The organism is Lentimicrobiaceae bacterium (assembly GCA_020636745.1).
Lineage (GTDB): Bacteria > Bacteroidota > Bacteroidia > Bacteroidales > Lentimicrobiaceae > Lentimicrobium.
Genome location: JACJXH010000007.1, coordinates 123753 through 145875, shown reverse-complemented (window position 1 = coordinate 145875; position 22123 = coordinate 123753). Strand labels below are relative to the sequence as shown.

Sequence of the window (22123 nt, the reverse complement as noted above, 5' to 3'; positions counted from 1 at the left end):
AAAAGTTAAACATTTCATTATCAAATAATAAAGGGGCTGCCAAACAGCCCCTTTATTATTTGTACAAAATATAAATTAGCTGAAAAATCAAACATCCTACAGGACTTGTTCATTTTTAATTATTTTTGTGAAGTTTAGACATCATTCCCTCATGATTTAGAATACAATATTGATTCTAAACAACTTAAATTCTTCACCAACAAACAATAACATGAAATCAACATTACCAGGGATTGGTTTGATAACCGGTCGCTTTAGCAGGCTTGCACTTGCTATTGCTTTGACATTGATTATCAGCAGCGGTTTTGCAGCGGAGCAAACCTACAGCGACAGTTGGGGCTCACAAGGACTAAGTTTAACCCGTCAGGGAAGCGATGGACTGAACCTTAACTTCTCAATCAGGCATTTTAATTTTGCCGAACGGGATATTAATGGAGAGCGGATGACAACGATTGAATTCTCAGAATCGCTTTTACCAAATGATGAAGGCGCACCAGACCTCCCAGGCCTGGGCCGGTTTATAGCAATTCCACAGGGAGCAACCCCGGTAGTTGATATAATAAACCTGCGTACTGAAAGATTCAGTAACATTGAAATGGCACCGGCACCCCGTATTCCGCTGGACACCGATCAGAGTCCATTGTTCTACGCAAAGAATGAAGCAATTTATACCAAAGATGCATTTTATCCCGCTCAACCAGTTACACTGGGCGATTTCAGTCAGATAAGAGGAGTTGATGTATGCATGTTGGGCATCAATCCTTATCAGTATAACCCTGTTACCAAAGAACTTATCGTTTACCGCGACATTGAATTCAGTATCAGGTTTGAAGGCGGAAACAATCAATATGGCGATGAGCGCCTGCGCAGCCGCTATTGGGACCCAATTCTTGAAGACGCCATTTTTAACTTCGGAGCACTGCCCAAAATTGATTATGACGCCAGAGTAGCCCGGAATACCCGTTCAACCGGTTATGAGTATCTTATCATTGTACCCAATGACCCGATTTTTATGCAATGGGCCGACTCAATCAAGAAATTTCGCACTGAAGAAGGCATTTATACAGGTATTGTTCCTTTGTCAGAAATAGGGACCAATGTTAATGCCACCATGCTTGAAACCTATGTAAATACCCTATATAGCACCTGGGATATTGTTCCTTCGGCCATTCTTCTTTTGGGCGATTACGGCCAGGCTACAGCCAACAACACATCCATTATTTCGCCGATTTGGGACAATTACTGCGTTTCAGACAATATCCTGGCCGATGTTGATAACGACGATATGCCTGATATCGTTTTTGCCCGCATCACAGCACAAAATGCGTCACAGCTCGAATCAATGATTGGCCGTTTCTTAAAATATGAAAGAAACCCGCCGACCAATCCATCATTTTACGATAAGCCAATTACTGCCCTTGGTTGGCAAACAGAACGCTGGTTTCAGATTTGCTCTGAAGTTGTTGGCGGATTCTGGAAAAACGGATTAGGAAAAAACCCTGTACGCATCAATGAAATTTACGACGGTAACCCCGGAACCATCTGGTCTACTGCCACCAATACTTCTACAGTTGTTGGCTTTTTCGGCCCTATGGGACTAGGATACATTCCTCAAACACCAAATGAACTTGGCAACTGGAGTGGTGGAAATGCAAATATGATTAACGCTGCACTCAACGCAGGTTCATTCATGCTGATGCACCGCGACCACGGTATGGAAACCGGATGGGGAGAACCATACTATACCAACAGTAACATCAATGGACTTACCAATACTGATCTTTCATTCATTTTATCTATCAATTGCCTTACCGGTAAATACAATTATGGTGGTGAATCATTTGCCGAAAAATTTCACCGTTATACCTACAACAACCAACCTGCCGGTGCGCTGGGCCTAATTGCTGCCTCTGAAGTGTCATACTCATTTGTGAACGATGTTTTTGTTTGGGGTCTTATTGACAATATGTGGCCGAATTTTATGCCAACTTATGGCACAACTCCGGAATCCAGAGGGGTACTCCCTGCTTTCGGAAATGCAGCCGGAAAGTATTTCCTGAAACAATCAAACTGGCCATACAACACTGGAAACAAAGAAGTTACATACAACCTGTTTCATCATCATGGCGATGCTTTCTTAAGAGTTTGCACAGAAGTTCCACAAAATATCTCTGCTACCTACAATAATACACTTTTCGAAGATGAAACTGTTTTCAACATTGCAGCCACTCCTGCATCCCTGGTTTGCCTGACCGCTAACGGAGTTATTCTGGGAACCGGAACAACCGGACTGAACAACAGCATCAATATTACTATTCCTGCCCAAACTGAAGGCACAATGATTAAAGTAACCATTACGCGTCCAAACTTTAACCGTTACGAAGGTTATGTTAGCGTAATACCATCTGTTACAGCCGCATCAGCAGGTGAAGATGCCACCATTTGCGAGGGCAACACTTACCAGCTTACAGGACAGGCTACCAACTACACAAGCTTACTTTGGGAAACCAGCGGAACAGGTACATTTGATGATGCCAGCATCCTTACTCCTATTTACACACCCAGCACTGAAGATGTAACAGCAGGAGCTGTTGTACTCTCACTTACTGCTTTTAATCCTGAACTCAGCGACTCTACTGACTACCTGACACTTTCGCTCAGACAAGCACCTTTAGCATTTGCCGGAACTGACGCTGACATCTGTACCGATCAGGTTTTTCACGCTGAAACCGCAACCGCAGCTAACTACACCAATCTTGAATGGATAACTTCAGGAACTGGTACTTTTGATGACAATACTGCCGTAACCGCAAGCTATACATTAAGCGAAGAAGATATAGCAGCCGGCAACGTCAGCCTTACCTTACGGGCATGGAATGACATTTGTGATCCTGTTGAATCTATGATAGCATTGACTGTAAGACAGTTGCCCGAACCCATGATAAGCGGGCAGGATACAGTTTGCCAGAATATTGCCGGTGTTGAATATACCGCATCAACTGAAAACAACACTTATGCCTGGGAAATTACCGGTGGCTCAATCACCGAAGGTCAAAATGACGCCATTGCACAGGTAACCTGGGATACCGCAGGTGAAGGCAACCTTATACTTACCGAAACAAACGAATTCGGGTGCTCACAATCAATTGAATATCCTGTATTGGTAAATGAGGCTCCTGCTCCCGCTGTAAATGGCAGTGAAAATGTTTGCGCCAACAGCCAGATGATTGTTTATGCAACAACAGCCAGTGAAAATAACACCTTTGAATGGATGGCCAATGGCGGCGAAATTATCGCCGGAGCCAATACCAACGAAATCACTGTGAACTGGGGCGAAAATGGCACAGGCTCTCTGTCTGTCATTGAAACAGATGCAAACACATCTTGTGCAACTGAAGCCACTTTCAATGTAACAATTAGCTCACCTGTCATTTCACTGGGCAATGACACTACGATATGTCTGACACACGAACTGACATTGTCGGCCGAAACTGGTTTTGCTACATATGCATGGTCAGACGGCAGCACAGGCAGCAGCATTCTTATTAACGGACAGGATCTTGGAACAGGTGCATTCACCTACATGTTAACTGTTACAAATGGAATCGGCTGCGAAGGAACAGCTTCAAGAGTGGTTACAGTTGATGCCTGTGCAGGAATTGATGAAAATAACTCGCTGAACGGAATCAATATTTATCCAAATCCAAACAGCGGAGACTTCACCATTGAAATTCTAAATGCAGCGCCGGGCAAAGCCAACATAAGCATTTCAAATGCTACCGGCAAAATTGTTTATTCAGGCCGTACCGAGCTAACCGGCACCAACTATACCGGACAATTAAGCCTTGGTCATATCGCAAGCGGAATTTATATCCTTAAGGTTGAAACTACTGACGGGGTAACTCTTCAGAAACTTATAATCAGGTAATTATCCGCATTAAATAAGAAGAAGCCTGCTGTTTGAAACAGCAGGCTTCTTCTTTTATTCTCATCACACTATTTCCATTTAACTTCCTTGTATATCAAAACTCCGGTTTTTGGGCTAAAACTTCAGCAATAATTTTTCTAACCCACCAATTGCGTAAAACAGAATTTTCAAATAAAAACACAGTCATTCAAACCTCAAAATACAGCTTTTCTCAAACTCAGCATATCCTTCAGAATAAGAAGCGATAAATTAAATGATATTTTAAGAAAAAACATTAATTTTAAACCGATTAAAAGCAAACGGCCGGAATATTACAAACCAGACAAATGTCAATTACAGAAAAGCCTAAAATACTTATTGTTGACGATCTCGAGGTGAACCTTATCCTGCTCGAGACCATACTACGTAAAGAGCAGGCAGAAATCCACAAAGCACTGAATGGACCAGCTGCACTTGAGCTAAGCGAAATTCACGATTATGCGCTAATTATTCTTGATGTTTCAATTCCGGGCATGAATGGTTATGAGATAGCACAACGTCTCAGACAGCAAAGCCTCAATCAGCTTACACCTATCATATTCGTCACTGCTATTCATTACGACGATCACAGCATTACGCAAGGTTACAAGGCAGGGGCTGTTGACTATCTCACCAAACCATACCAGAACGAGATACTTTTAAGCAAAGTCAGGATTTTCCTGCAGCTTTCGAATCAAAACCGGGAACTAGTCAGCCAGCGGATTGCGCTGACCGAGAGTATCGAAAAATACCGCAAAGCAGAAAAAACCATCCTATTTAAATATCAGCTTGAGAGAGCCGTTTCTCTCGCTTCAGCGAGGTTTTCAGGAAATTTCGATCCTGAAAGCTCTATTCAGTTTATGCTGATGGATATGGCTCGGCTTTGCAATGCATCAGCCGGGGTATTTATTTGTGATAAATGCTTTGTGCAAAGAATAGAAATAAAGGGAAATGAATTTTCAGGCTCAGAAATCCCTGACACTTCTCCGGAACTTTTACAACAGCTCAGCCATCAGTATAATCAAACCGGCAATGAATGCAATGTACTTATCAACAAAAGTGCGGAAGAAAGCCTGTGGGTTAAACCTGAACATAATCTTACCGATAACAACACCCAGTCAACCATTGCCATAAAAGTAAATGTTTCAGAGCTTTTCGAAGGATTTATATTGCTGTACAATTGTGCGGGAATTTATGAATGGGATGCATCCGACATCAGCTCACTCGAGATATTTGGAACCATTACCGGGAATGCACTTGAGAGGTATCTGACACGAAAAGCACTTGAACAAAGTGAAATCAAATACAGAAGTTATATTGAAAATGCGCCCGAAGGAATTCTTGTTGCTGAATCATCAGGTATTGTAGCTGATGCTAATCCGGCAGCAATACTTATGTTCAAACATATTTCTTCAGAATTAAAAAACAGTGACATCCACCAGTTGCTAAAAAAAGAAAACCTCGCCGGAAGTTTTCCTGATTTTATAAGCCTTACAGGCAATGAACGAAACTTGGGAGAATTCTTTGTTACTTCCGGTAAAATCATAAAAATCATCAGGGCTGAAAGTGTAAGGCTGCCTGACAGCAATTTCCTTATTTTCTGTACCGATATGACTGCTACCCGTGAGATGGAAAAGCATCTGATATATACAGAACGAATGGTTGGCATTGGTGAAATGGCTACGGGAATTGCGCATGAGATAAATCAGCCCCTTAACATCATTTCATTCGGCATTGACAATCTGCTGTATGCACTTAACAATCAAAAGGCAGACGAAGAATACATCAAGGAAAAAACACGAAAAATATTTGAAGGCATTCACCGGATGCGCACTATCATAGATCATGTACGCACTTTTTCGCGCAGCAACGACGATTATATTCACTCTGCTTTTAGTGTAAATGAATCTATTGAAAACGCATTATCGCTTGTAAGTGAGCAATTCCGCAATCATGGCATCAGCCTTACAAGCAAGCTTGCTGATGAACAAAGCGTTGTTGTTCAAGGGAATACATTTAAAATTGAACAGGTTATCCTCAACTTGCTTTCAAATGCCCGCGACACGCTTGACGACAAAATAAAAAGAAAAACTGAAGGATACATTCCCTCAATTATAGTGAGCAGCCGACGGGAAGATAAAAAAATTCTCATTTCTGTTGAGGACAATGGAAACGGAATTGACCCTGAACATCTTGAACATCTAACAACTCCGTTTTTCACCACAAAAGAGCCCGGAAAAGGAACAGGGCTGGGTTTAGCTATCTCTTACGGCATTTTAAAAGAGCATAAAGGTGAAATAGTATTCAAGAGTGAACCCGGCAATGGGACTACTGTTGAACTGCATTTGCCGGTTTCTGGCAGCTTAACCAACAATAATACTGGCGCATAAATACCCTCAACTGTATGAGCAAGGTAAAATTAAGAGTTCTCATTCTGGATGATGAAGCCGATTTCGCCGGCGAGTTAAAGGAATTTCTTCAGCTACGCGACTTTGAAGTGTATACAGCCAATACACCGGAGGAAGGATTTGCAAGTTTAAGAAGAAGGCCCTACGATATGATGATATTGGATGTGCGATTACCCGGCATGAGCGGGCTCGATATCCTTAAACAAGTAAGAAAACTTTACCCATCGATGGAGGTGATTATGATTTCAGGCCATGGCGACATGGATACGGTCATACAAGCCATGCGCGATGGAGCCATTGACTACCTGCGCAAACCTTTCAGACATATCGACATCCAATTGTCCATTGAGCGCACTGAGAAATACCTGAAACTATACAAGCAGTTCCGCGAAATGCAGGATCAACATTCCCTCATATCTACTGAACTTGAACGAATGATTGACCGCGATTTTATTGGCGAGAGCAGGCAAATCAGGCAGGTGCTTGAAGTTGCAAATACAGCCTCAAAATATGCAAATACAAATGTATTGATTACAGGGGAGAGCGGAACCGGCAAGGAAATTATTGCCCGTATTATTCATTTTGCAAGCGAACAGCACAACTTCCCGTTTTGTGCAGTTAACAGCAGTGCAGTAACCGACTCGCTGCTTGAAAGCGAATTCTTTGGCCATGTAAAAGGTTCATTCACCGGAGCCATCAATGAAAAAAAAGGATACTTTGAAATTGCCAATGGAGGCACACTCTTTCTTGATGAAATTGCCGATATGCCCTTTAACCTTCAGGCAAAACTGCTCAGAGCAATTGAAGAAAAGAAAATAAAACGGGTAGGCGGCACTGATGAAATTCAGGTAGATTTCAGAATTATTGCTGCCACGAACCACAATGTTGAAGAATTAATTGCAAGCAAACAATTCAGACTCGATTTATTTCACAGGCTTAATACACTTACCATCAACATTCCCCCGCTTCGCGAACGCCCTGAAGACATTGAGCCTTTACTCAGATACTTTGTAAACTACTTTGCCATCAGGCTTAAAAAATCCACACCCAAAATCAGTGCTCCGCTTGTTGAGCTACTTAAAGGTTATGATTTCCCCGGAAATGTCCGCGAACTGCGTAATATGGTGGAAAGAGCCATGATTTTCTGCAATACGCAAACACTCAGTCCAATTGACTTCCAGCTTACCAACCGCAAAACAGGTAAAGCGCCCACCGGTATTGTGCTCAACCTTGAAGAGCAGGAACAAAACCTCATACTTCAAGCCCTGAATGAATGTGGCTATAACCAGATGCTTGCTGCTAAGCTGCTGGGCATTTCGCGCGATTCGCTGATCAGAAGAATGAAAAAGTTTAACATCAAAATCATGAAAGAATCTGATTAACCTTCATGCATTTATTTGGTCAAAAACCTCATTTTAGCCAAATTTTCACTCTTTAAAAACTTCGGGTATCACACACAAAAAACCGCACAGTTGTGCGGTTTTTTGTGTGTTTTCAACTCCCCTTTTTATCCCATGAAAAATAATTCAGATCAAAAATAGCAGAAAAACAGCTTTACAAAAACACCCTATCCACCTGTTTTTCTTATAGTTACAAATCCATATTATTTCATCTCATTTTTTCAGACAATCCGGAATTGAGAAAACGGAACAGCACTTGACTATGGGAGTGTGCGCCAATAAGGTGCAACTTAAAAACCATAGCCATGTTAAGGAAAACCGCACTGTTCATAAGCACACTTCTGCTTGCCTGCCATGCGTATGCCCTTGATTGGGTTGCCATCAACAGCAATCATCCCGCAGAGCCCATCATATCTACATCGATAAACCAAAATGGCAACATTCTCACCCATGTTTCTATTCCCGGATACCACACCAAAACCATAAACCATAACGGTATTTCGCTCATGCTAACAGGCGGTGTAAACGAAACAGAAGCCGGCAATCCTGAAATGCAACATCTTACCATCAGTCTTCAGATAGCTGATCGCGGAAATACACGCGCTATTCTTACAGATGCCCAATACTACGAATACACGGATATAAATATTGCCCCATCCAAGGGAGACCCTCAATTCTCTGACAAACCCGACTATGATAAGACAAGGTATAACGATCAGATATACAAAAACAACCATTTTTACCCTGCACAGCTTATTGAATTAAACGAACCATATATCTGGTGCGACGTCCGCGGGCAAGCCATACAGGTTTATCCATTCAGCTACAACCCGGTTACCAAAGTATTAAGGGTATACTATTCAATCAGTTTTGAGATTTACAACACCAATAGCCCCGGCCAGAATGAACTTACACGATACAGTGCCGATTATGGAACATTGAAAGGAATGCGGGCTTCAGCCTCTGAGCATTTTGCAAATTACAGCAACAACAACCGCAACATTGCCATTGATGAACCAGGGAATATGCTGATTTTAGCACAAGCCTCATTTGTAGAAACATTACAACCATTCGTTGAATGGAAAACCAGAACCGGACTATCGTGCGAAATTGTTGACGTAGCCAATCTTGGCAATGCTCAATCAATCAAGCAATTTGTATCAGAATACTATTATAATCATGGCCTTACCTATCTTTTATTGGCTGGCGATGCCGGGCAAATTCCGTCTATGCAGGCCGAAAACGGTGCCAGTGACAATATGTATGGCTACATTTCAGGGAATGATCATTATCCTGAAATACTTGTGGGACGATTTCCGGCAGAAACAACTGCACAACTAGCCAATATGGTGCAACGCAGTTTAAACTATGAAATGAACCCTTCGTTGGAGGCTAAATTTGACCATTTTCTGGGCATAGCCAGCGAGCTTGGCCCGGGCGACGACGGCGAGGCTGATTATGAACACATCCGTAATATCGGAGAAATCATGCTTGAATCAACCTACACCAATTTCAGTGAGATGTATGATGGAAGCCAACAGGGAGCTGATGCCAATGGAAATCCAACAAAAAGTCAGGTAGAAAATGCAATAAATGCAGGACAAGGAGCCATCATGTATATTGGCCATGGCACAAAAAACGAATGGACTACCAGCGGATTTTCATACACCGATGCTCTTAAACTAAAAAACACAGAAACACAGCCATTTATCTGGTCAGCAGGTTGCAGCAACGGCGATTTTGTATCATCAAGCTGTTTGGCTGAAGCATGGCTAAGAGCCGAATACAACAACCAACCTGCAGGTGCGGTGGCCGTAATGATGTCAACCTGCACTCAAAGCTGGTATCCACCAATGGAAGCTCAGGATGAAATAGCACTCATCCTGTCAGGCAAAAAAGCATCAGTTACTACCCGCACATTTGCCGGTGTATCGATGAGTGCCTGTGTAAGAATGAATGACAAATATGGCATTGGAGGATATCGTGTAACCGACACATGGACCATTTTTGGCGACCCTTCTGTGCAATTACGCACATCGCCGGCACAAAATATTTCAACGCATCACGTACCGGAAACCGGTGCTGATACACGGGTGTTTGTGGTTAAATTACCCGATTCCGAGGCCCTGGCCTGCATCACGCAGCAAAACACCCTGCTTGGTGCGGCCCGGGTTACGGATGGTATCGCTAACATCTCCATTTCAGCACCCATTACAACCGATAATATAACGCTTACCGTAACTGAATTTAACCACCTTCCCTACACTGCTCTTGTTCCGGTTACCAAAATGCCTGCTGCTGCTACACAAAGCATCCCCGAAAACAACAACCGGAAAATCTCAGTTTACACTCCGTTTTCCTGGGAAACAGGCACTGGAATGAATCCCGACTATTACGAGTTGTTTATTACTGAAGGCAATAATCCCGAATGGACAGAAAATGGCATCATTGTTCCGGGTAAAACATTTTCGCCTTCACAAAAGCTGTCTTACAACACAACTTATACCTGGAAAGTCGTATCTCACAATCAATATGGAGAAACTGAAAGCAAAAACTTTACTTTTACCACTATTAATCCACCCGACGAAGATTTCGAAAGCCAGGGATTTCCCAGAAGCAACTGGATAAATGACAGTCGCGAGACCTGGTTTATTGATGCTGCCAACGCCTTTGAAGGACATTTTTCGCTCAGATCAGGCGCCATTGGAAACAGCGATACCAGCAGGCTTTCTTTTGAATGCTATACTCCTTCCTGCGATTACCTGGGATTTCGCAAAATGATATCGTCACAGGCTGGTGCCGACAAACTACAACTGGTAATTGACGGACAAATAGTAGCTGAATGGAGTGGTGAATGCAACTGGACTGAAGAAACTTTTCCTGTTGAGCCAGGCAACCACCTGATTACATGGAACTACATAAAAGATGGCAGCCTTCAGCAAGGTGCTGACGCAGCATGGATTGACAATATTTACCTTCCGGTAAATGACGCAGCCGCTTTGATAACCACCGATATCACCACCTGTAATAATGAAACAATATACCCTTCAGCCATTGCTTCAAATTATACAAAAGTTCGCTGGACAACTGCTGGCAACGGATTATTTGAAGATGAGACCAGTCTAAATCCGGTTTATTATCCTTCGACGCAGGAACGCCTTAACGGCCACATATTACTCAATGTAATGGCCTACAGCAATAACTTTTGTGACCCGGTAAGCAGTTTCGTATCCATTTCACTTGAATCTCTGCCCGAGCTTCCAATAGTAAACGACACATCTATTTATGCCGGTGAAAAGCTTATCATCAGCCTGCCAGACAACAATGCCTCCTCTTTTAAAGTTACACCTGAAGGTTTGGTAGACCGCGACCTGATTATTGACGGCTCAAACTTACAGCCGGGCGCAAATGAATTTACCATAAGCAGTGAAAACGAAGCAGGATGCACCGCTGAGCACAAATTTACAGTCACACTGCTGAATGGTAGCCGCCCCATATCAGGAGAAGAATTACTTATTTATCCCAATCCGGCTAAAGAAAATATTAACATTGCTTCCATAGGTACAATTGAGGAAAACTTCAATCTGCAGGTGCTTGATTTAGCTGGTCGGGTGGTTGCAAGCCAGGGTAAGACAGGAGCTGATTTGGGCCAAATTGATGTAAGCTCAGTTGGAGAAGGAGTTTATTTTGTCAGAATTCAAAATGGCACCCGCTTCATGACCGGACGATTTGTAAAAGTATTATAGCATAGGGTTTCAGCCCGTAAAACGGACGCTTAGGGGAAACCATATGGGGCCTGCTGATACAGCAGGCCCTTCTGCTGACTTTTTAATTTTTTTTACAATATTGATTCACAAGCAAGCAGATAAGTTTTATCTTCACAAACTTAAAAATCAAAAACAGCTCAAAACATGAAACACCTGTTTACGACTTTGATTTTCGTCTGTTTTATTTCGTTATTATCATTGGCTCAAGGCCAGAAAACGAAAGCCCCGGAAACAGCAACTCCTACGCTGGCTAACATGAGTAGCTACGACTCACTAAAGCTCTCGCAATTGCCCGAATACATTCTGCCTGAAGAAACAAACAGGCGCACCCTGCCATTTATGGTTGACAATTCAGCCAAACCATGGTTCAGGCCGCTGATATCACAAGTTGGGCTTGAATGCGGGCAAGCAAGTAGTATAGGCGTTGTATTCACATATGAGCTCAACTACATGAGAAATGTATCAGGCAGCCTGCCTGAAAACCAATATGCCACTCATTTTGCATATAACTTCATCAACGGAGGAAGTGACGCTGGTGTTTGTTTTTATGAAACTTTTGAAATTTTAAAAAAAGCCGGCAATCCGAATGTTGCAGATTATGGAGGCATGTCAGCCGGTGGACCATCGCGATGGATGAGCGGATATGACCTGTACTACAATGCCATGCACAACAGGGTATCTGATGTTTATTCAATAAAAGTAAATACCCCGGAAGGGCTGCAAACGTTAAAAAACTGGATTTACGACCATGGAAACGGCTCTTCTGCCGGTGGGCTGGGATGTTTTTATGCAGAATTTACACATCCTCCTTCAGTTTTTCCTGAAGGTACACCTGAAGCTGGCAAACATGTAATTTATTCATGGGGCAATTCTGCCAACCATGCCATGTCAATTGTAGGATACAATGACTCTATCCGTTGGGATTACAACAACGACGGACAATACACCAACAACATAGATATTAACGCTGATGGAATTGTTGATATGCGCGATTGGGAAATCGGCGGTTTTAAAATGGCCAATACTTATGGCTCTATCAGCGGATGGGGCGACAACGGATTTGCTTATATGATGTACAAATCGGTTGCCGACCAGTTTCAGCAGGGTGGCATCTGGAATAATACAGTTGTAATTATAAAAACCCGCGAGAATCATGAACCTCAGCTTACGGCCAAGGTGAACCTTTCGCATTCTTGCCGGAATAGTATCCGCATAATGGCCGGAGTATCATCAAACCCTTCTGCCACAGAGCCCGACCACATTCTTCATTTCCCGATTTTTGATTACCAGGGAGGATGTTTGCCCATGCAGGGAAATTCAGGAGAAGAAAACATTGAAATAGGCCTTGATCTGAACCAGCTTTTGCCCTTCGTTACACCCGGAAGCCCTGCCAGATACTTTCTGATGATTCAGGAAAACGACCCTCTTGGTTCTAACGACGGGACCATCAACAGCTATTCTATCATCGACTACACCAATGGCATCAATATTATCAACAGCGGTGCCAGTGATTTACCACTTAACAATAACGAACTGACAATGATTGGGGTAAATGCTGCTATTGATTATAATCCGGTTTTAATCGACACCGAAACCCTTGCTCCTGTTCAACTATACAGCTATTATCAATATCCGTTGCAGGCCAGTGGAGGCACCTCTCCTTACCGCTGGCATATGGCCGAAGATTATACCCGCTTTGATTCAACCTCGGCCATGCCCGTGGTAAATGAACAACAACTGACACTGACCAATAATAACAATGGATTTGCAGAAGTCACACTTCCCTTTGAGTTCCCGTTTTTCGGGAAAAACTATTCAAAAGTTTATGCCACCAGTGATGGTTACCTGATGTTTAAAAACTCATTGCTCCCCTGGCCATATTATATTGAAGGAAGAACCTATTTTATTCAAAATGCGATGATTGCACCTGTAATGTCCCACCCGCTGGTTATCAATCCAGGGCAAGGAGAAGGCATTTGGATGGAACAAACTAACGAATATGTAACTTTCCGCTGGAAGTTAAGCTCCAGCGGCTCGGCCGGCTCAACCTTTAATGCAACTGCCAGAATATGGCCCGATGGCAAAATAGAAATCAATTACGGCGAGTGCATCCTCCCCTCTTTTGTCAACAGGTTTTGTGGCATTTCTGCCGGCGATGGACTGAGCTTCTATCTGCTTGATTACGAGCCAGACTTTTTACCGGAATCGGATGAACTTATCCGGTTTACACCGGTGTCGTCACATACCGGACTAACGCTCAGCACAGAAGGTTTGCTTTACGGAACCACACAACAGATATTTCACAATCAGCCGGTTAAGGTATGTGCTACCGACCAGAATAATATAAGTGCCACCAAAACACTTTATCTCAACACCGAAGGACTTCAGATGGAGTATGCAATTATTGCCGGAGATGATGATATTATTGAATTTGGCGAGCACTGTACGATGAACCTGAGCATCACAAATCTGAATAGCTTTGCCATTGGAAATACTACATTTACACTGGCGACGAACAATCCTGAATTTTTACTGAACAGCGCAGTGCAGAGCATCTCCTCTCTGCAACCTGGAGAAACCCTCAATATTGAAAATGCGTTTACATTCGACGTCAGCAATCATGTTTTCAACGGACAGAAAGCAGCCTTTACACTCAATGCAACCTCAGATGAAGGCAACTGGGCCCGCGAATTCTACCTTACAGCCTACAAAGCTGTTATTGAAATTGCCTCTCTGCGCATTATAGATGGCAACAACGGCATTCTTGATCCGGGTGAAACTGTAGAGCTTGCTATCGACCTTAAAAACATTGGCGGAGCTGTTCTCACCTCAGCCCAGGCCATCATCAATTCATGGGACAGCTTTCTTACCATCAACAACAACACAGGATCAAAAGACACACTTCGTCAAGAAGAGCATTGGCTGCTCAGTTTTGAGATTAGTTTATCGCCCGATGCGCCATTATACCATTTAATTGAACTTAATTTGGGGATTACGGGCAATAATCAGTTTGACTATCTGAAAACAATACCGATCTTCACCGGATTTCTGGTAGAGACATTTGAAACCGGCGACTTTTCTGCTTATGAATGGGAAAACGGTGGCACTGCGCCCTGGTATATTGATGAAAACAGCGCATACGAAGGAAGTGTTTGTGCCCGTTCAGGACTGATATATGACAACGAAACCTCCTCTCTTTCATTAAATTGGGATGTGGCCATTGCCGACACCTTATCCTTTTGGTTTAAGGTTTCATCAGAACCAGGCTATGACTTTCTGCATTTTAATATTAATGAAGATGAAATGGGAAGATGGGCCGGCACCTGGAACTGGACACAGGCAAAAATACCTGTCAATGAAGGGCCTCAGCTATTCTCATGGAAATACATCAAGGATTACAGCGTAACCAATGGCGAAGACTGCGCCCGCATCGACTATATTATACTTCCGGTTTATGCTGTCCCCACTGAAGCTAAAAACATCAATCAGCCCATTTCCGCATTTCAGGTTTACCCCAATCCAACTAGGAATGAGTTTACCATATCTTATACCCTTTCCCAACCAACACAGATAAGAATTTTTATCTGCGATGCTTTTGGAAGAGTTATATACAACCATGAAGAAAACAATCATTTATCGCAAGGCAATTACCAGCTCAACCCCGAAAATTTAATTGCCGCACCCGGCATTTATTCTGTTGTGCTGATGACAGACCAGGGCAAAATGGTTAAAAAAATAATTAAAACTTCGCGATAAGTCCAATCTGCCTTAAAGCAATAGTCATACATTTGCCAAAAAAAGCAGTGAATGAAAGGAGAAACAAATAAAAGCAGCAGCCTGTTGAAAAACCTTATGTTTTCAATGGCCATTCTACTTTTGATTATGCCAGGCCTTCAACAAAAGCTCAGGTGGGTTCATGAGCCTGATCTTACAGGTGCTTATAAAGCAAGCCCCGAACCAGGGCTGGATGAATTTTCCACGAGCTCATGGCTTGACGGCTCCTTTCAGGAAACATTCAGCAACCGTTTGGAACAACACATCGGTTTCAGAAACACATTGGTTCGAATCAATAACCAGGTTGATTATAGCTTATATCATCAGGCACATGCCGAAGGAGTTATTGTAGGATTAAAAGGTGAATTGTTTGAAGAAGACTATCTGAAAGAATACACAGGACTTTATTTTGTAGGTGATAGCGTTTGGAAAAACAAAGCAATACAACTGAAGGCGGTTCAGGATACACTTTCAAAACTGGGAAAAACACTGATTGTTATTTTTGAACCAGGCAAAGGGAGTTTTTATCCCGAACGCATGCCGCGCAAATACAGTGCATTGCAAAAATCGGAATCGAATTACGATTGCATGCGCCGCTATTTATTACAAAACAAAGTCAATGTTCTGGATTTAAATCAGTATTTCATCTCCATCAAGGACCACGCAAAATTCCCTGTTTTTCCGAAAGGCGGCACGCACTGGAGCTACTATGGGGCGGCCCTTGCAGCTGATACAACACTGAAATACATCGAAAATCTGAGAAAAACAGACTTGCCTGATATGGAAATTGCGAATCTCAAAGCCAGCGACAGCATCAGGCATCCTGATTACGACATAGGATTGGCGATGAACTTGCTTTTCAGAATCCCACAACCCGGGTTGGCTAATCCTGTAATCAATTTCAGCAACAGACTTACAAAAACCAGACCTGATGTATTAATTGCGGGTGACAGCTTTTATTTTAACTGGCTCAACAACAGAATTCCGGCCAATGCTTTCAACACCTGCGATTTCTGGTATTACAACAAAAACATAACCCGCAGCGACGGATCAGAAGCAGGCTCAGCCACACAACGCAATTTTAAAGATGAAATACTGAAGCGGGACATCATTATCATCATGATTACCGAAAGATTCCATCATGCCTTTGCATGGCGATTTGACGAACAGATTTACGACCTCTTTTTCCCGGGACAAATACATCCGATAGACCATTTTGCAAACCAGATTAGGTCATTTGGCAATGAGTTTGTGCGCATGTACGACGAATCAAAAAAATTGAACATAAGCCTTGAACAGCGAATCAATCAGGAAGCCGGCTATCTTTTTTATGCTGATCACAAAAAAAATCCCGGTAAATATACCCGTAAAAATGAATTACTCATGCTTTACGAAATGGGTATAGAAGGCACACCCGACTGGTTGGAAAAAGTAAAACAAAAAGCTGAAAAAAATGGCCGTAGCCTGAAAACTCAGCTTCGGATGGAAGCTGAATGGATGTACAACGAGAAGCATAAAAATCAATAAAAACAGATTTCATGAAAAAAACTACTATCCTATTGGCAGTCATCTTGATGGCAGCATGGGCAAATGCACAAAGTTTCATCAATGTAAATCCCAATGCTGAAGGTGAGCCATGGATTGCTGGCGGATTGCGTGAACTTACTGCTGATGATTATGCAAACATTGCAGCAACGCCCAGACTGATGCTGAATGAGGCTCAGCGTAACCGCGATCTTCCCGTTTCAGTTGACAATACCATATACCCTTGGTTCAGACCAATATTTAATCAGGAAGGCGGAAGTTGCGGACAAGCCAGCGGGGTTGGATATAACTTCACTTATGAAATGGATTTTTTGCAGCAGCTGCCCGCAAATGTTACCCAAAATCAATATCCGACACATTACACATGGAACTTCCTGAATGGTGGTGAAGGCGGAGGATCATGGTATTTTGACGGATGGCAAATTATTGCAGCCAATGGATGTCCGAATGTTCAAACCTATGGCGGTACTCCCTGGTATGGAGGCGACCGGCGCTGGATGAGCGGTTACAACAATTACCTCGCGGGCATGAGTAACAGGATGCTTGAAATTGCCACGATTGATGTATCCACTGAAGAAGGGTTGTTAACATTAAAGCAGTGGATGAACGACAAATTAAACGGCTCTCCTTCCGGAGGCCTGGCAAACTTTTCGGCAGGTGTTTCTGATGTTTTCACCATGACATACCTTGCCTCCGGAACGCCCAACGCAGGTAAAAGTGTAGTTACCCGCTGGGGCGCAGAAGTTAACCATGCCATGACATTTGTTGGATACGATGATGAAGTGCGCTATGATTACAATAACGACGGACAATACACAAACAATATTGACATTACCGGCGATGGGATTGTTGACCTGCGCGACTGGGAAATCGGCGCACTCATTATGGTTAACAGCTGGGGCAACTCATTTGGCGAAGGAGGAAAAGCGTATGTCATGTATCGCACATTGGCTCAAAGCCTTTCCGAAGGAGGCATCTGGAATAACCTGCTTCATGTTATCCGCACACGCAATGATTATCAGCCACAGCTTACCATCAAAACAACTGTTAAACACACTTCAAGAAAAAAAATAAGGATTTCTGCCGGCGTTTCGGCCAATACCACTGACACCCGACCAGCTCATATCATTGAATTTCCTTTATTCAGCAATCAGGGTGGCGATTATTACATGAAAGGCGGCTACGCTGAAAGCGATAAAACCATAGAAATAGGACTCGACATTACTCCGCTGCTTAGCTACATAGAGCCTGGCCAGGCTGCCAGATTCTTTCTAAGGGTTACAGAACAGGATCCGGACAATGCTGACAGCGGAGAAATTATCAACCTTTCAGTCAACGACTTGAATCAAAACCAGGAATTTATCAGCACTATGGCGAATACAGCCCTCAACAACGACGATACAACTTTTGTTTGGGTTGATGCCAGTGCCGATTTTATACCGGTTGAAATTACAACCAGCAGTCTGCCTTCAGCACAAGCAGGCCAGGCCTATAACCACCAAATGGAGGCTTCCGGGGCTCCTGCACCATATTCATGGGCGCTGGTGCAAACTTACACCGAAACCCAATCGCAGGCATCATTTCCTGCCATTAACTCAAACCAGCTTATTCCATCCGACAATGATGATGGATTTGCAACCCAAACGATTGATTTTCCTTTCCCTTTTTATGGTGAAACCTACCAGAATTTGGTCATTACCACTGACGGTTCCATTGCGTTTGGTGGACAATTTGAATACATTCGGAATGAAACAGGGCTGAAAGGGGCCAGGGCAATCACAGCTTATGGAGCCGATTTAATGCTCTATCCTGAATACAATGATGGTATTTTTTACGAAGGTGACGCCACACACGCCACTTTCCGCTGGAAAACTTCAAAATTTGAAAACCCCGGATTTGACAACGATTTTGCAGTAAGTCTATACCCCGACGGTACCATTAAATTCCATTACGGGAATAACATTACACCTTCTAACGACTGGGCTGCCGGCATTTCGGCCGGCGACGGGCAAAACTTTATCATTGCAGCCATCTCCGGATCAACAGTGATTGAGCCTGAATTATTACTGCAGTACCAATGCCCTCCTTTACCCGATGGCATTGATTTAAGCAGCTCAGGAATGCTAAGTGGCACACCAACACAGGCAAACGGCTCATGGCAATTAAGCTTCAAGGCTACTTCGTCCAACGGCCTGTTTTCAATGAAGACTCTTGAATTCACAACTGAAGGACAGTTAATGGTTAATCCCGATACCCTTGTTTTCGAAAACGACCCTGAAGCATATTCCGGAAAATCATTCAAAATTACCAATACAACCGCTTCAGATGTTGTGATAACGACTTTTGACACTGATGGAACCATACAACTACAGGATGGCCAATGGTACTGGACAGCTTCATTTTGGGATCAACTGCCACGCACGATGGCGCCGGGCGAAGAAATTGAAGTGTGGGTAAGTCTGGTGTTGCCCGTATTGATGCAACCCATTACAAGTTATGCAGTTGATACGCTGAAATTCACTACAACCACCGAAAACTATCAGGTATTACTGATGTTTAACGACACCATTAACATCTGGGGAAACACAACCGATAACAAGCACCAGCACAATGGCGTAAATCTTGCACCAAATCCGGCAAAAGAATTTACACAAATTCAAATAAATACAGAAGAAACTGGCTTTGCTGAATTGACCGTGTATAACAGTTCGGCGCAATGTTGTATTTATAAAAAGCTTAACCTGATAAGCCCAGAATCAAAGTCAGTTCTGCTTGACACACACATGCTTAAACCGGGCATTTATACTGTAAAAATCCGGATAGCAGAGAAATTATTTACAAAGAGACTGGTGATTCAGTAATAAAGTGAACATTTGAACATCGGCTCCCACAGCTTGTTTACATATGCATTGTGCTTTTAAAACATCAAGTATGAGAACGATTACAGCAATTGGCATCTTTCTGGCGGCCTTTTTACAGGCCAACGCCCAAAATCAGAACACCATCAGGGAAACAGGCCAGATGATAGTTCAAATGAAGCCCCTGACCGATGCCCATGCGATGCAGAATTTGCTGGATAATTTTTCAGAAGCAGGCGCTGGCATAGAAAAAAAACTGTCGGGAAGAATGAATATATGGCTGCTTCATTTTGATGAATCATCAACAAATGCCAATATCCTGCTCGAAAAAGTGCGCAAACACCCTGCAGTTCAATTTGCACAGTTTAATCACCTCCTTCAGGAAAGGGAGCTCATTCCTGACGACCCTTCCTTTAGCAATCAATGGGCACTTCAAAACACTGGACAAATGAGTGGCACACCTGGTGCAGATATAAAAGCCACATATGCATGGGATATTACCACCAGCGGGTTAACTGCTAATGGCGACACCATTGTTGTTGCCATGATTGACGGAGGAGTAGATTTAACACATTCAGACCTTCATCTTTGGAAAAACCGACTCGAAATCCCGTCAAATGGAATTGACGATGATGAAAACGGATATATTGATGACTACGATGGCTGGAATGCGTATACCAATAGTGGCGCTGTGACTCCTCATGACCATGGCACACATGTTGCCGGTATAGCATGCGCCATTGGCAATAATGGGAATGGTGTCAGCGGCGTGGCTTTTAACACCCAGCTTATGCCTGTATCGGGATCTTCAACTAATGAAGCCACGGCTGTAGCAGCCTACGATTATGTTTTTGAAATGCGTAAACGTTACAATGAAACCAATGGAGCAGCTGGTGCCTTTATTGTGGCTTCCAATTCATCATTTGGCATTGACGGCGGTAACCCTGCCAACTACCCTCTTTGGAGCGCCATTTACGATTCGATGGGTTCTGTCGGAATTTTAAATGTTGCATCCACCGCTAACCGTGGATGGGACATTGATATAAATGGCGACATTCCAACAGCCCTGACCAATGAATCAGTCGTTGCTGTAACAAACACCAACAATTTGGATATGCTCAGCAATATAGCCGGCTGGGGACTCACAAGCATTGATTTGGGAGCTCCGGGTACCAATATTTACTCTACGCGCCAGGGCAATACTTATGGTTACAAAACCGGAACATCCATGTCGTCACCATTTGTAACAGGCTCAATTGCACTGATGTATGCTGCTGCCGATGAATCCACACTTCAGCTTTACAAGGAAAATCCATCCATAGTCGCCTATCGGTTCAAACGTTTTTTAATAGCTTCGGTTGATACACTCGCATCGCTTGAAGGCAAATGCGTTAGCGGAGGACGGCTTAACTTATTGAACACTTTGCAGATGGTGCAAAATCAACCTTATTTCCTAGCCAGTCCTGACGTTTTAAATTTTGACATTGCGCCTGAAACCCATGATTCTGTTTCATTGCTAATTCAGTCTTTCAATGCAGAAACAAACCCCATAGCACTCAGCTTTCCTGACTCCATTCAGTGGTTGACTTTGTCAGACACTTCTGTTATTTTGCATGGCTCGGGCGAAGACGCTGTTATGCTTTATTTTAACTCTTCAAATTTGGAAACGGGTCAATACACTACAACTCTTACCATGACTGACTACTTTTTGAACCAGGTGAACATCAATATTCATCTGAACGTAGAAGATGGAGTTGCTACCAGAATCACTTCTGGCCTGGTGTCAGCGTTAAAGACAATGCCTAATCCTTTTGCCAATGAAACTAACATTGTTTATAGCCTGGAAAAAGCATCGCAGGTTCACCTTGCCGTATTTGATCTGAACGGGCGCAAAGTATCTGATTTGTATAAAGGATTTGCTACAACTGGCTCTCATACAATTAAATGGAATTCAAATCTGACTCCTGGCATTTACATGATTAAACTGGTTTGTGGCGACAATGTGCAGGTTTTAAAAGTCGTTAAGCGTTAGTTTAACAGCCGGGCTTCCATTCTTTTTTACTGACTTTACACTTTATCTAAATGCAGTTAGAGTTAACTGCACCAATAATGCTATTTTTTTATCAGGATTCCTGACATAAGAAATCAGAAGAATTAAAAAACCGGGCACATTACATCAAATACATAACAAAAGACACAATCTGAAGTTATCATTAAAGCCCTTCGGTTTATCGTACTGTTTTTCTGCTGTTTATAAAGCAATATTTTCAAACCAACACTTTCAGATTATTTTCACATAATTACCTGACTAAGTAATAGCATTTATGTATTATAGTTATATTTACGTCTATTAATGGCACATGTCAAATGCCATATCTTACAAAGGCATTACCCCATGCTGTTGAACACAAATTGCAACCACTGA

Annotated in this window: 8 protein-coding genes; all 8 read left to right on the top strand. The window is 42.9% G+C overall.

Going from position 1 to position 22123, the window contains the following annotated elements:
- Nucleotides 1-211: 211 nt before the first annotated feature.
- The 8 genes from H6541_11555 to H6541_11520 all read left to right on the top strand — a co-directional run bounded on the left by H6541_11555 (nt 212) and on the right by H6541_11520 (nt 21730).
- A complete protein-coding gene (locus H6541_11555; GenBank protein ID MCB9016424.1) occupies nt 212-3928 on the top strand; it encodes a T9SS type A sorting domain-containing protein in 3717 nt (1238 codons plus the stop codon).
- A gap of 326 nt (nt 3929-4254) precedes the next feature.
- On the top strand, nt 4255-6336 hold the full coding sequence (locus H6541_11550) for a response regulator (GenBank protein MCB9016423.1): 2082 nt from the start codon (nt 4255-4257) through the stop codon (nt 6334-6336).
- 14 nt (nt 6337-6350) lie between these two features.
- A complete protein-coding gene (locus H6541_11545; protein MCB9016422.1) occupies nt 6351-7736 on the top strand; it encodes a sigma-54-dependent Fis family transcriptional regulator in 1386 nt (461 codons plus the stop codon).
- Nucleotides 7737-8059: 323 nt separating this feature from the next.
- On the top strand, nt 8060-11500 hold the full coding sequence (locus H6541_11540; protein MCB9016421.1) for a T9SS type A sorting domain-containing protein: 3441 nt from the start codon (nt 8060-8062) through the stop codon (nt 11498-11500).
- A gap of 165 nt (nt 11501-11665) precedes the next feature.
- Entirely contained in the window at nt 11666-15277 is a 3612-nt protein-coding gene (locus H6541_11535) for a T9SS type A sorting domain-containing protein (GenBank protein ID MCB9016420.1), read from the top strand.
- Nucleotides 15278-15328: 51 nt separating this feature from the next.
- Nucleotides 15329-16822, top strand: coding sequence for a hypothetical protein (locus H6541_11530; GenBank protein MCB9016419.1), 1494 nt, complete (start codon nt 15329-15331; stop codon nt 16820-16822).
- A gap of 11 nt (nt 16823-16833) precedes the next feature.
- A complete protein-coding gene (locus tag H6541_11525; protein ID MCB9016418.1) occupies nt 16834-19701 on the top strand; it encodes a T9SS type A sorting domain-containing protein in 2868 nt (955 codons plus the stop codon).
- 70 nt (nt 19702-19771) lie between these two features.
- Entirely contained in the window at nt 19772-21730 is a 1959-nt protein-coding gene (locus H6541_11520; protein ID MCB9016417.1) for a S8 family peptidase, read from the top strand.
- Nucleotides 21731-22123: the final 393 nt, after the last annotated feature.